General features: G+C 70.3%; 14 protein-coding genes. All 14 read left to right on the top strand.

The annotated features are described in order from the left end of the window. Nucleotides 1–687, top strand: a 687-nt coding sequence (locus ABZ646_RS25870) for a 3-hydroxyacyl-CoA dehydrogenase NAD-binding domain-containing protein (protein ID WP_360523395.1), incomplete at its 5' end; no start/stop codon positions are given. Further along, a complete protein-coding gene (locus ABZ646_RS25865; protein WP_360523392.1) occupies nucleotides 687–938 on the top strand; it encodes an acyl carrier protein in 252 nt (83 codons plus the stop codon). The genes ABZ646_RS25870 and ABZ646_RS25865, both read left to right, overlap by 1 nt. Nucleotides 939–1,050: 112 nt before the next feature. Further along, a complete protein-coding gene (locus tag ABZ646_RS25860; protein WP_360523389.1) occupies nucleotides 1,051–1,269 on the top strand; it encodes an MbtH family protein in 219 nt (72 codons plus the stop codon). 27 nt (nucleotides 1,270–1,296) lie between these two features. Next, complete coding sequence (locus ABZ646_RS25855) at nucleotides 1,297–2,235, top strand: ATP-binding cassette domain-containing protein (protein ID WP_360523386.1); 939 nt, start codon at nucleotides 1,297–1,299, stop codon at nucleotides 2,233–2,235. Nucleotides 2,236–2,325: 90 nt separating this feature from the next. Further along, entirely contained in the window at nucleotides 2,326–3,165 is an 840-nt protein-coding gene (locus tag ABZ646_RS25850) for a winged helix-turn-helix domain-containing protein (RefSeq protein ID WP_360523383.1), read from the top strand. A 412-nt stretch (nucleotides 3,166–3,577) separates the two neighbouring features. Further along, complete coding sequence (locus ABZ646_RS25845; RefSeq protein ID WP_360523380.1) at nucleotides 3,578–4,318, top strand: alpha/beta fold hydrolase; 741 nt, start codon at nucleotides 3,578–3,580, stop codon at nucleotides 4,316–4,318. Between the two features lie 111 nt (nucleotides 4,319–4,429). Next, entirely contained in the window at nucleotides 4,430–5,848 is a 1,419-nt protein-coding gene (locus ABZ646_RS25840; RefSeq protein WP_360523377.1) for a cation:proton antiporter, read from the top strand. Between the two features lie 23 nt (nucleotides 5,849–5,871). After that, complete coding sequence (locus ABZ646_RS25835) at nucleotides 5,872–6,531, top strand: 4'-phosphopantetheinyl transferase superfamily protein (RefSeq protein WP_360523374.1); 660 nt, start codon at nucleotides 5,872–5,874, stop codon at nucleotides 6,529–6,531. A 65-nt stretch (nucleotides 6,532–6,596) separates the two neighbouring features. Beyond that, entirely contained in the window at nucleotides 6,597–6,932 is a 336-nt protein-coding gene (locus tag ABZ646_RS25830) for a winged helix-turn-helix domain-containing protein (RefSeq protein ID WP_360523371.1), read from the top strand. A gap of 23 nt (nucleotides 6,933–6,955) precedes the next feature. Further along, entirely contained in the window at nucleotides 6,956–7,189 is a 234-nt protein-coding gene (locus ABZ646_RS25825) for a hypothetical protein (protein WP_355710078.1), read from the top strand. Further along, nucleotides 7,186–7,971: a sensor domain-containing protein gene (locus ABZ646_RS25820; RefSeq protein ID WP_360523368.1), complete on the top strand. Its 786-nt coding sequence runs from the start codon at nucleotides 7,186–7,188 to the stop codon at nucleotides 7,969–7,971. Before ABZ646_RS25825 ends, ABZ646_RS25820 begins: the two co-directional genes overlap by 4 nt. Next, a complete protein-coding gene (locus ABZ646_RS25815; RefSeq protein WP_360523365.1) occupies nucleotides 7,943–8,740 on the top strand; it encodes an ABC transporter ATP-binding protein in 798 nt (265 codons plus the stop codon). Before ABZ646_RS25820 ends, ABZ646_RS25815 begins: the two co-directional genes overlap by 29 nt. After that, nucleotides 8,737–11,280 carry an FtsX-like permease family protein gene (locus ABZ646_RS25810; RefSeq protein WP_360523362.1) on the top strand — a complete coding sequence of 848 codons (2,544 nt, stop codon included), beginning with the start codon at nucleotides 8,737–8,739 and terminating at the stop codon, nucleotides 11,278–11,280. The genes ABZ646_RS25815 and ABZ646_RS25810 overlap by 4 nt, the downstream gene beginning before the upstream one ends. A 145-nt stretch (nucleotides 11,281–11,425) precedes the next feature. Continuing rightward, entirely contained in the window at nucleotides 11,426–12,979 is a 1,554-nt protein-coding gene (locus ABZ646_RS25805; protein WP_360523359.1) for a tryptophan halogenase family protein, read from the top strand. Nucleotides 12,980–13,061 lie beyond the last annotated feature (82 nt).

The raw sequence follows: 13,061 nt of genomic DNA, 5'->3' as shown, positions 1-13,061 counted from the left end.
GAGGTGCTCTCCCGGATCGAGTTCCGCACCGGTCTGGACGGCCTCGCGGACGCCGACTTCGTCGTGGAGAACGTGACGGAGAACTGGGACGTCAAGGAGAGGCTGTACCGCGAGATGGACGGGGTGGCGCCGGAGCACTGTGTGTTCGGCGTGAACACCTCGGCGATCCCCATCACGCGGATGGCGTCGGTCACCGGCCGTCCGGACCGGGTCGTCGGCACCCACCTGATGAACCCGGTGCCGCTGAAGAAGCTCGTCGAGGTGATCCGCGGCTTCCACACCTCGCCGGAGACGATCGAGGTCACCCGGGAGCTGTTCCGCGCCGTCGGCCAGGACATCGTGGTCGTCGAGGACTCCTCGGGCTTCGTCACGAACCGCGTCGCCATGCTGAGCGTCAACGAGGCGATCCTTCTGCTGCAGGACAACGTGGCGCAGGCCGGCGACATCGACCGGCTCTTCCGGCAGTGCCTGGGCCACCAGATGGGCCCGCTGGAGACCGCGGACCTGATCGGCCTGGACACCGTCATGTACTCGCTGGAGGTCCTTCTGGACAACTTCAACGACCCCAAGTTCGCCCCGGCGCCGCTGCTGCGCAAACTCGTCGCCGCGGGCTGCCACGGCCGCAAGAGCGGTCAGGGCTTCTATTCGTACGAGCCGGTCAACACCGGGAAGAAGGCAGGGGCCTGATGACAGACGACATCGCCAAGATCGTGCGCACCTTCATCGGCGAGCACGTCCGGGACACCGAACTCCGTGACGACCACGACATCTTCGCCACGGGGAGCGTCAGCTCGCTGTTCGCCGTGCAACTCGTGATGTGGGTCGAGCGGACCTTCGACATCGCGGTGCACCCCACCGACCTCGACATCGAGAACTTCCGCACCGTGGAGCACGTCGTGCGCTTCGTGGAGTCCCGCCGGGCGGCCGCTCCCGCCTGACGCGCCGTTTCAGGACGCGGTCAGTGTCGTGTCAGCGGGCCTCGACACGATGTTCGTATCGGGGCCTGCCACGGCCTCCTTCCTCGGACTTCTCAGATTCGGAGAGCGCAACGTGACGAACCCCTTCGACGATCAGGACGGCACGTTCCTCGTACTCGTCAACGACGAGGGCCAGTACAGCATGTGGCCCGCCTTCGCCGCGGTGCCCGACGGGTGGACGGTGTCGCTGGGCGAGAGCACCCGGGAGGCCGCCCTGGCCCATGTGGAGGAGCACTGGACCGATATGCGGCCCAGAAGTCTCCGTGAGGCCGCCGCGGGCCTCGGTGCCTGACCCGGCCTGCCGACCCAGTCGTCACCCGTGGAGACTGCGATCCGGGCCGAGGGCCTGCGCAAGCAATTCAAGGACCACCAGGCCCTCGACGGCGTCGATCTCGGCGTCGTGGAGGGCACCGTCCTCGGACTGCTCGGCCCGAACGGGGCCGGCAAGACAACCACCGTACGCGTGCTCAGCACCCTGCTGGAACCGGACGGCGGCCATGCCGAAGTAGCCGGATTCGACGTGGTCCGCCGGCCCGCGGAAGTCCGCCGCCGGATCGGCCTGGCCGGCCAGTACGCGGCCGTGGACGGGCTGCTCACCGGCCGCGAGAACCTCACCCTCATCGGTGTGCTGCTGCATCTCGGCCGACGCGGCGCCCGTCGCCGTGCCGGGCAGCTGCTGGACCAGTTCGACCTGACCGGCGCCGCCGACCGGCCCGTCCGGACCTACTCCGGGGGCATGCGCCGCCGGCTCGACCTCGCGGCCTGTCTGGTCGCGTCGCCCTCGGTGCTCTTCCTCGACGAACCCACCACAGGCCTCGACCCGGTGAGCCGCATGTCACTGTGGTCCGCGGTGCGCCAGCTGGTGGCCGACGGCATGACGGTCCTGCTGACCACCCAGTATCTGGACGAGGCGGACTTCCTCGCCGACCGTATCGCCGTCGTCGACAGCGGACGGGTCGTCGCCGAGGGCACCCCGGACGAGCTGAAGCGATCTGTCGGACCGGACCGGCTGGAGATCCGGGTGGCCGGCCACGGAGCCGTCGCCGACGCCCTGGCGGCCCTGCGGACCAACGCGTTGGACGACCCGGCGATGGGCCGGGACGAGGGCGTCATCTCCCTCCCGCTCGATGCCGGCATGGGCAGTATCGCCGCTGCGGCGACGGCATTGGAGAAGGCCGGGGTGACCGTCGTGGATTTCGCCGTCCGTCGCCCCACGCTGGACGACGCGTTCGTCCGGATCACCGGCCGATCGAGCTGATTCGGCCGCACGTGGACCATTCGCCCCGTCGGCCGATCGGTGGGGGCGGATGCATGGCTTTATGTAGTGCACAACACAGGGGGTATTGCATTGCAGCGGATACATTTCACGACAGCCGACCTGGCGCGGACACGACTGCAGTCCACCGCCGGACCGGACATAGAGTCGAGACTGGCAAGAGAACTGTTCACGCACGGCGTCGGCACCATTTACGCGCGATGGCAGCGGCAGGTCTACGCGAGGCTGCGCGCGAAACCGGGCACGCCGTCGACGTCCGCGCCGACCCCGGGCGATTTCTGGCGGGCCGCGGTGGCCCCCTACTGGAGCCGGGTGCTGGCCCACTACGAGGCCGAGTGTGACGTCCGCGGGCGGATGGTCATGGCGGGAGGCGTCGAGCAGCTGCTCGCCGGGCTGGGACGGCGGGCGCTCTGGAACGGCCAGGTGCTGGAACTGCACGACGGCCCCGACAGCGATGTGCGCCTCGACGGGAACGGCCTGGTGCTCAGCCCGTCCGTGTTCCTCGCCCACCGCCCCGCCCGGCTCTTCCGCGCCGACGAGCAGCCGGGGAAGGCCGTCCTGGTCTTCTCCGCGCCGCCGAACGCGGAGCAGTCCGCCCTGCTGTGGGACGACAGCAGTCTCCCGTCCCAGGCCCTGGCCGCCCTGGTCGGCCAGACCAGGGCGGCGGCCCTGCGCGAGCTGCGGGCTTCGCGCACCACGAGCCAACTCGCCGACCGCCTCGGCGTCTCGGCGCCGTGCGCCAGCCAGCACGCCTCCGTACTGCGCGAGTCCGGGCTGATCACCACCCGGCGGGTGCGCAACACCGTGCTGCACTCGGTGACCCCGCTCGGGATGGCCCTCCTGGACGGCAGGACGGTCGCTGCGGGACATGCGCGCGGCCCGAAGTCCGTGCCGTCCTCGGCCGGGGTCTGATGCTCGGCCACCGGGCCGCCTCAGGACGCCGGGGGCCGTGACGTCCGACAGCCCCTGCGGTGCACGGGAGCACGGGCCGCGCGCGGGGCGGCGGGTCACGTCGCGCACCGTGCGCCGCTGACGCGAGGCTTCGCGGATGACCGGCGGTGGCCGCTGAGACGGACCGAGGTCCGGGCGGCTGCCCTTCACCGACCGCACGTCCGCCGCAGCCCTGGCCGGCCCGCGTTTCCCGGTGTACCCGGCCGCATGGGCACAACGCCCGGGTGCCGCTCGCGTGCCGCCCGCCGTGGCCGCTGTGGTCCGCCCGCGGCGGAACCTGCTGTCAGCTCTCTGTCAGTGGCCGGTGGGTCTAATGGGCCCGATCCGCAGCGGCCCCGATCGTGGCCGGCCGACGGCGAGCAGGAGGTTCTTGATGACCTGGACGGAATGCAGCGAACCCCGGCCGTTCGCCGCGAAGCGGCTGGTCTGCTTCCCGTATGCCGGAGGGTCCTCGCACTTCTTCCGCGACTGGCGCAAGGGGCTGCCCGAATTCGAGGTGCACGCGGTCTGTTACCCGGGCCGGGCCGACCGGTTCGGGGAGCCCGCGGCCACCGACCTGGTGGCGATGGCGGGTGAGATCGCCGAGGCCGTCAAGCCGCTGACGGACCGGCCCACCGCGCTCTTCGGCCACAGCATGGGCGCGGTGGTGGCGTACGAGACGGCCAGGGCACTGGAGGCCGACGGGGCCCGGCTGTCGCAGCTGTTCGTCTCGGGAGCCCGCGCCGGACATCTGGTACGGCGAGACGCCCGGGCGGCCGGGCAGAGCCAGGAGAGCGTCATCGCGACACTCCAGGAGCTGGGCGGCACGGACACCGAACTGCTGGAGCACCCGATGTTCCGTGAGCTGATCCTGCCGTACGTCCAGGCCGACTTCAGGATGCTGGGCAGGTACGAACACCGCACGGGTGCGCTGCTCGGCTGCCCTGTCACGGCGGTGGCCGGGACGAGCGATCCCCGGGTGACGGCGGAGCAGGTGGCGCAATGGGCGCGAGTGACCGAGGGGCCGTTCCGGCAGCTGATGGTGCCGGGCGGGCACTTCTACCTCGCGGACTCACCGCCCTACGAACTGGTGCAGGAGATGTGCGCCGAGCGGGGTGGGACACCGAGCCGGTAGGCCGGTTCCGCAGCCGAACGGCCAATGCCGGTCTTCCGGCCGACCTCGAATCGAAGAAGCTCGACCACTGGGGGTACGCACGTGCGGGGCAGAAACGGGCAACGGGCTGCCATGATCGCGTTGGTCGTGCTGCCACTGGTGGTGATCACGGGAGCGGCGGTGACGGTCGCCCGGTCGAAGTCGCCGTCCGGGGCGGCGGTGCGTGAGGTCGCGCGGCTGGACAAGAGCGGTCATTTCTTCCTCGCGGTCGCGGCCATCCTGCTCGCCGTCCTCCTGGGCGGCCGGCTGGCCGACCGACTGGGACAGCCGCGGGTGATCGGCGAGATCTGCGCCGGACTGGCCATGGGGCCGACCGTGCTGGGACGGTTCGCACCCGACGCGAAGGACTGGCTGTTCCCTGCGGGCAGCCTGCCGATGCTCGACGGCCTGGCCCAGATCGGCCTGGTGTTCTTCATGTTCGGGGTGGGCCGCGAACTGACCGGCATGTCGCTGCGAACCGTCGGACCGCAGGTGCTGATGGTGAGTCAGGCCTCGCTGCTGATGCCGTTCGCGGCCGGCGCCGCGGCGGCCGTGCCCCTCGTCCAGGACTTCTCGGGACCGGCGGGCCATCCGATGGCCTTCGTCCTGTTCGTGGGGTGCGCACTGAGCGTCACGGCGCTGCCCGTTCTGGCCCGCATCCTCGCCGACCTGCGGATCACCCGTACGCGTCAGGGGCAGTTGAGCCTGTTCGCCGCCGCGCTCGGGGACGGCGTGGTGTGGTTGGTGCTCACCGCGATCCTGGCGGTCGTGCACGGGAGCACCCTCACCGGCGTGCTCTGGAACGGCCTGTTCGCCGCCGCCCTGACCGTTGTGTTCCTCGGCCCGCTGCGCCGGGGGCTGGCCCGTTGGGCCCGGTCCCGCGAGGCGGCCGGTGAGGGCACCGAGGGCGATGCCACGGTCATGCTCCTGCTGGCGGGCGGTGTCGCCGCGACGGCCACGCTCACCACGGTCGTCGGCGTGCACCAGCTGATCGGGGCCCTGCTGGCCGGGCTGGCCTGGCCCACCGGCAACGCCCGCATGGCGCGGGTGGCGGACCGGCTGTCCAGCATGTCCAAGACCGTGTTGCTGCCGTTCTTCTTCTTCGGATTCGGGCTCAGCATCGATCTCGGGTCCTTGCGCTTCGACCGTTCCTCCGTGCTGGCCATGACCACCCTGCTCTGCCTGGCCGTCGCCACCAAGGTGTGCGGCCCGGCGCTCGGCGCAGTCCTCACCGGTATGCGTGCGCGGCCGGCCCTCACGCTCGGAGTACTGCTCAGCGCCCGCGGTCTGACCGAACTCGTCATCCTGCAGATCGGCTATCAGGCCGGTGTCATCGACCAGCGCCTGCTCAGCATCCTCACCATCGTCGCGCTGGTCACGACGATCCTGACGAGGCCACTGCTCCGGCTGATCGGTCCGAAGGGCATCGAGCCCATGCTCCGGCCGCGCGAGCCCGAGCCGGACGGTGTGCCCGGGAAGGGTGCGCCGGAGCGCTCCTCGCTGTCCCTCTAGCACCTCGGCGGCAGGCGGATCACATGATCGACGAGATACTTCCCGCGGCCGTCACGAGCGCCGAGTCCTTCGGGGACGAGCCGGACGCATGGCTGTTCCCCGAGGAGAGGACGGCGCTGGGGGCGGTCGGCGAGGCGCGCCGATCGGAGTACACGACGGTGCGCCACTGCGCCCGGCGGGCTCTGGGTGAACTGGGCCTGGCACCGGCGCCGCTGGTGGCGGGCGTGCGCGGCGCTCCGCGCTGGCCCGAGGGCGTCGTCGGCAGCATGACCCACTGTGCGGGATACCGGGCCGCTGCCACCGCGCACCGGTCCGACGTGCGCGCCCTCGGTATCGACGCGGAGCCCCACGCGCCTCTGCCTGACGGCGTACTGGAGTACATCGCGCTGCCGCAGGAGGCCGCGGAGATCGCCAGGCTGGCCCGCCGCACCCCGCAGGTCCACTGGGACCGGCTGCTGTTCTGTGCCAAGGAAGCCGTTTACAAGGCATGGTTCCCCGCGACACACAGCTGGCTCGGCTTCGACGGCGCGGTGATCGTACCGGCGCCCGACGGCACTCTGCACGCCCGGGTCCTGTCCCCGGCTCCCGAGCAACCCGTCCCGGCACCACAGGAGTTCGTCGGACGATGGCTGGTGCGTGACGGACTTCTGCTGGCCTGCGCGGTGTCCCCGCCCTCTGATTGACTGCTTTTCTGGCATGTGTAAGATTTGCCTTACACATGCAGACCTGGGTGGCGGGAGGTGGGGCGTTGACCAGCGAGGAGCTTCTGGCCTTCCTGTCCGCCGTCGGCCACGCCCAGCGGCTCCGGGCTATCGCAGGCCTCGCCGAAGGCCGTATGTACGTCAGTGAACTGGCCCGGCAGCTGGGCATGTCCCGCCCCCTGCTGTACATGCATCTGGAGCGCCTGGAGAAGGCCGGCCTCGTCGTCGGCCATCTCGAGCTCTCCGACGACGGCAAGGCCCTGAAGTACTTCGAGCTGGTGCCGTTCGATCTGCACATCAACGTGCAGACGATTCTGGAAACCCTGCGTGCGGACGAGCAGCAGTCACCTGCGGCGGACGGGCCTGCCGATGAGGAGGGTTAGAACGTTATGAGGGGGACCCTGACATGACCGGCGCTGTTGTCGCCATCGCCATCGTCTTGATCGTCGTCGGAGGTATCACGGCGGCGGTGGTCTCGCACTTCAGACTGCAGCGCCACCGCGCTGACGCCGTGGCCATGGCCTCGTACCGCAAGCTCGCCGAAGAGGCAGTCGCCCGGCAGGAGGCACTGCAGGCCGAACTGGCCGAGCTGAAGGCCCGGGTGAGCTCGATCGACGACATGCTGCGGAGGATCGAGTGAGCGGGCCGGCGTTCGGGCGCCTGCGCCCGCCGGCCTCCCTGGTCAGACTTCCGTTATCCGCCGCCACCTGGCTCGCCGCCGCCTATCTCGCCAGCTATGTGCTGGTCGGGAGCGCCCTGTTCGCCGTAGCGGCATCGGCCTTCCTGAGCGGTGTGGCAGCGAGCCAGTTCACGGTGACCGTACCCCTGATCGTCGGCCTGGTGTGGGTCGTCAGGGGATGCGCGCAGGTCGAGCGGGGCCGCGCCGCGGTCGTCGACCGGCCGATCCCGTACCGGTACAGCGAGGTCACCGAGCCCGGCCTGCCCGCCCACCTCAGAACCCGCTGCGCGGATCCCGCGATCGCACGCGACTGCGCCTATCTCATCCTCCTCTTCCCCCCTCTGCTGGTCCTCGACCTCTTCGCGCTGGTGGTCTGGCTGCTGTCGCTCGGCTGCCTCACGCTGCCCCTGTGGTACCCGGCGATGGACGTCTCCGGCGGGCTCATGGACGAGGACGGCGTGCTCACCCTGGTCCACACCCTGCCCGGGGCGCTGGCCCTCGCGCTCGTCGCGCTCCTCCTGCTTCCCTTCGCCGCCCGGCTTCTCCTGGCCACCGCCCGGCTGCACCTGACCGTGGCCCAGGCGGTGCTCCGCCCGCCCCGCGACCCGCTCGCAGAAGCCAAGGGCGTACTCGACCGCCCTGGCCCGCTCTCCGTCGTGCCGGGTGGCCTTCGCACCGGCACACCCACAGAACCAACAGAAAACAGGGAATCCCATGAACCGAACAGCGTCCGGGTCGACTGACACGGTCATCCACCTGGACTCCGTGCACAAGGTCTACGGCGGCGGGAAGAACAAGGTGACCGCTCTCGACGGAGTCACCATCAGTCTGCGGCGGGGCACCTTCACCGCGGTGATGGGGCCGTCCGGATCCGGGAAGAGCACCTTTCTCCATTGCGCCGCGGGACTGGACCGGCCGACGTCCGGTTCGGTCCGGCTCGACGGCGTGGACCTGTCCCAGCTCAAGGAAAAGCAGTTGACAAAACTACGACGGGAGCGCGTCGGTTTTGTCTTCCAGGCGTTCAACCTGATGCCCGCTCTGAGCGTACGGGACAACGTCACCTTGCCCTTACGCCTGGCAGGACGCCGCCCCAAGGGCAGCGAGGTCGACGAGGTCATCGAACGCGTCGGCCTCGCCTCACGTCAGAAGCACCGTCCCGGCGAACTCTCCGGCGGCCAGCAGCAGCGGGTGGCCATCGCCCGCGCGCTCGTCACCCGGCCCGCCGTGGTCTTCGGCGACGAGCCGACCGGAGCCCTGGACACCCGAACCGCTCGCGAGGTCCTCGGGCTGCTGCGCGAGGCCGTCCAGTGGTCCGGGCAGACCATCGTGATGGTCACGCACGACCCCGTGGCCGCCGCCCACGCGGACCGCACCCTCTTTCTCGCCGACGGCAGGATCGTCGACGCACTGGAGCGCCCGACCGCCGACGTGGTCGCCGAGCGCATGACCCATCTCGGTGCCTGGGCCGAAGAACAGACGGCGCACGACAGGCAGTACGGAGCGGCCCAGTGATCGGCCTCGCGCTGCGCTCCCTGAAGTTCTACAAGGGGGGCTTCGTCGCCTCGTTCATCGCGCTGTTCTTCGGCGCCGCCATCGTGATCGCCTGCGGTGGGCTGCTGGAGACCGGAGTACGCGAACTGGCCGCGCCGCAGCGGCTGCAGGCCGCGCCGATCGTCATCACCGGGGACCAGAGCTACCCCGGTGCCAACAAGGTCTTCCGGGAGCGGGTCAGGCTCGACGCCTCCACCGTGGCCAAGGCCGAGGCGGTACCGGATGTCCAGGAGGCCGTGCCGGACGTCTCCATCCCGGCCGTCGTCGTCCCGGGCGGCGGCAAGGGCGGTGTCACCGCCACGGGGCACGGCTGGGACTCCGCCCGGCTCGGACCGTACCGCCTGGTGCAGGGCAGCGCGCCGAGCGCCGCCGGCCAGGTCGTGCTCGACTCGCGGCTCGCCGCCCGGGCGGGGGTGAAGGCGGGTGACCGGGTCACACTCGGCCTGCACGGCACTCTGACCGCCTACCGGGTGACCGGGCTGGTGAGCGGACCCGGCGCCGCCGGGACGCTGTTCCTCGCGGAGACCGACGCGGCGCGTACGGCCCCGCAGCAGGACAAGGTCGACTCCATCGGCATCCTCACCCGTCCGGGCGCGGACCGGGGCCGAGTGCGGGCCGAACTCGCCGACGCGCTCGCGGGTGACCCGGTCTCCGTGCTGACCGGGGACGAGCGGGGCCGTGCCGAGTTTCCCGACGTGGTGATCCACGGCAAGAACCTGGTGTCCATGTCGGCCGTGTTCGGGGGCCTGGCCGCGATGGTCACGGTGTTCGTGGTGGCCAGCACACTCGGACTGTCCTTGCAGCAGAGGCAGCGGCAGATGGCTCTGCTGCGCGCCATCGGCTCGACGCCCGGCCAAGTACGGCGCATGGTGCTGGCCGAGACGTTCACCGTGGCCGTCTTCGCCACCGCGCTGGCCTGCGTCCCCGGACCGCGCCTCGGGCAGTGGCTGCTGGGCCGGTTCGTGGACGCGGGCGTGGTGCCCGGCGTGCTGATCTACCGCAGTGGCTGGATCCCGATGGTGGCGGGCGCCGGAGCGGCGCTGCTGACCGCGTTGGGGGCCGCCTGGATCGCGGCCCGCGCCGCCGCCCGCACCCGTCCGACCGAGGCACTGGCCGAGGCCACCTTGCAGCGTCGCCGGCTCAACTGGATCCGAGTGGTGTTCGCCGTGCTCTGTCTGGCGGGCGGTGCCATTCTCGCGCTGGTCACGATGAACGTCGACGGTGCCACGGCGGGCAGCACGGCGACCCCGGCCGCGATGCTGTGGGCCGCCGGCTTCGGGCTGCTGGGCCCCACCCTGACCAGGCTGATGACAGCCCTGCTGCGCTGGCCGCTGCGAGCGGTCACCGGACTCTCCGGACAACTGGCCATCCTCAACGCCAGGGCCCGGGCGACCCGGCTGGCCGGAGCGGTCATGCCGGTCATGCTCGCCACCGGTATGGCCACCGCCCTGATCTACCTGCAGACCACTCAGAACCAGGGCGCCCAGCAGGTGTTCGAGGACAACCTCCGCGCAGACCTGGTGCTCACCTCGGTGGCCGGCGGGATGCCCACGTCCCTGGCCGCCGGCATCGACAAGGAGCCCGGCGTGGCGGCGGCGTCCGCCTACGTGCCGAGCTCCGGCTTCCTGGAGCCGTCCAAGGCGCAGCTGGCGGCGTACGACGGCAAGGGCCGCAAACCGAAGGGCACCCCGGTGCAGATCACCGGCGTGTCCGCGACGGGCATCGAGCGCACCACCGCGATCCGTGCGGCGAGCGGCAGTCTCACCGATCTGACCGGGGACACCGTGGCGCTGCCCGAGTCCTCCGCCAAGGGACACCGCATCGGTGAGCGGATCCCCATGCGCCTGGGCGACGGCACCCGCGTGGAGCCGCGCCTGGTGGCGACGGTCGGGGACCAGCGTGGCTACGGCGCGGCCCTGATGCCCGCTGCCGTCGTGGCCCCGCACACCACCGACGGCACAGTGCCGCAGATCCTGGTCGCGGCGGACTCCGGCTCCGACACCGTGCGGCTGGCCGCCGAACTCACCGGCTCCGGCGCACCCCTGCCCGGGCTGCGTGCGGCCGAGCGCAGCGACCTGGTCGCCGCCTCGGCCGAGCAGAACGACACCCAGACCTGGGTGGCGTATCTCCTGGTCGCCCTGGTGGTCGGGTACGCGGTCATCGCTCTGGTGAACTCACTGGTGATGGCGACCGGCGAGCGGCGCGGGGAGTTCACCCTCCAGCGTCTTGTCGGCGCGACCCGGGGTCAGGTGATGCGGATGATGACGGTGGAGGCGCTGCTGACCGCGCTGGCCGGTCTCGGGCTGGGCATGCTGGTCGCGGGCGCGACCCTGGTTCCGCTGAGCCGGGCCGTGCTCGGCCGGGCGACGCCTGCCGGTCCACCGTGGATTCTGCTGGCGGTCCTCGTCTCCGCACTCGTCCTGACGGTCGGTACGACACTTCTGACAGCCCGGCTGGCACTGCGCGCCCGGCTCTCCACGGCCATCGGCAGCCGCGAATGAACTGAGCCGACCTTTTACCCGGCCCACCTGCGTATTTCGCCCACCACTTAACAACGTGGTGGGCGAAGCCTTGTCAAACATACGCTCGCTCTCATGGCGTTGAAGCCCATCGGAAAGCATCCCGTCGCGGAATTGGAGTTTCTCGATGCTGAATAGAGTAGTGATCGTGGGCGGTGGTACTGCCGGCTGGATGACCGCTTCGTACCTCAAGGCAGCCTTCGGTGACCGGGTCGATCTCACCCTCGTCGAGTCCGGAAAGGTCGGGTCCATCGGCGTCGGCGAAGCCACGTTCAGCGACATCCGGCATTTCTTCGAGTTTCTCGGGCTCAAGGAATCGGACTGGATGCCGGAGTGCAACGCCACGTACAAGCTCGCGGTGCGCTTCGAGAACTGGCGCAAGCCGGGTCATCACTTCTACCACCCGTTCGAGCAGATGCGGTCCGTGGACGGCTTCCCGTTGTCGGACTGGTGGCTCAAGAACGGCCGCACCGACCGGTTCGACACGGACTGCTTCGTGATGGCCAACATATGCGACGCCGAGCGCAGCCCCCGCCACCTCGACGGCGCCATGCTCTCCCAGCCCTACGACGAGCACAGCGAAGAGCCCCAGGGCCTGACGATGTCGGAGCACCAGGGCAAGACCCAGTTCCCGTACGCCTACCACTTCGAGGCCGCGCTGCTGGCCAAGTTCCTCACCAAGTACACGGTGGAACGCGGCGCGAAGCACATAGTCGACGACGTCAAGGACGTCAAGCTCGACGACCGCGGCTGGATCAGCAGCGTGGTCACCGCCGAGCACGGCGAGCTGACCGGCGACCTGTTCATCGACTGCACGGGCTTCCGCGGACTGCTGCTCAACAAGGCCCTGGAGGAGCCCTTCATCTCCTTCCAGAACACCCTGCCCAACGACAGCGCGGTCGCCCTCCAGGTGCCGCAGGACATGGAGGCGCGGGGCATCCGGCCCTGCACCACCGCCACCGCGCAGAACGCGGGCTGGATCTGGACCATCCCGCTGTACGGCCGTATCGGCACCGGGTACGTGTACGCGAGCGACTACCTGTCCGCCGACGAGGCCGAGCGCACCCTGCGCGAGTTCGTCGGGCCGAGCGCGGCCGACGCCGAGGCCAACCACATCAAGATGCGCGTCGGCCGCAGCAACCGCTCCTGGGTCAACAACTGTGTGGGCATCGGCCTGACCAGCGGGTTCGTCGAGCCTCTGGAGTCGACCGGTATCTTCTTCATCCATCACGCGGCCGAGCAGCTGGTCAAGAACTTCCCCGGCCCCGACTGGAACCCGGTGCAGCGCGACAGCTACAACAGCTCCGTCGCCCATGTGATGGACGGTGTCCGCGAGTTCCTCGCCCTGCACTACGCCGCCGCGGCGCGCGACGACACGCAGTACTGGAAGGACACCAAGACCCGGGAGCTGCCCGACGGTCTGGCCGAGCGGATCGAGCACTGGAAGCACCAGCTGCCGGACACCGAGTCGGTCTTCCCGTACTACCACGGGCTGCCCCCGTACTCCTACATGTGCGTCCTGCTCGGGATGGGCGGCATCGAACTCAAGCCGTCCCCGGCGCTCGCGCTCACCGACGACAGCGCGGCGCTGAAGGAGTTCCAGTCGGTGCACGACCAGGCCTCCGCTCTCATCGACCGGCTCCCGACGCAGTACGAGTACTTCACGCACATGCGCCGCTGACCCCGCAGGTGCCGCGGCGGCCGCGTGGGGGCTCACCAAGGGCGACACCCTGACCCAAGCACTGGAATTCGCTGTCCGAGTC

It is taken from the genome of Streptomyces sp. NPDC007162, assembly GCF_040634175.1.
GTDB lineage: Bacteria > Actinomycetota > Actinomycetes > Streptomycetales > Streptomycetaceae > Streptomyces.
The sequence above is the reverse complement of the archived record's forward strand: the minus strand, read 5'-3'. Positions and strand labels throughout refer to the sequence as shown.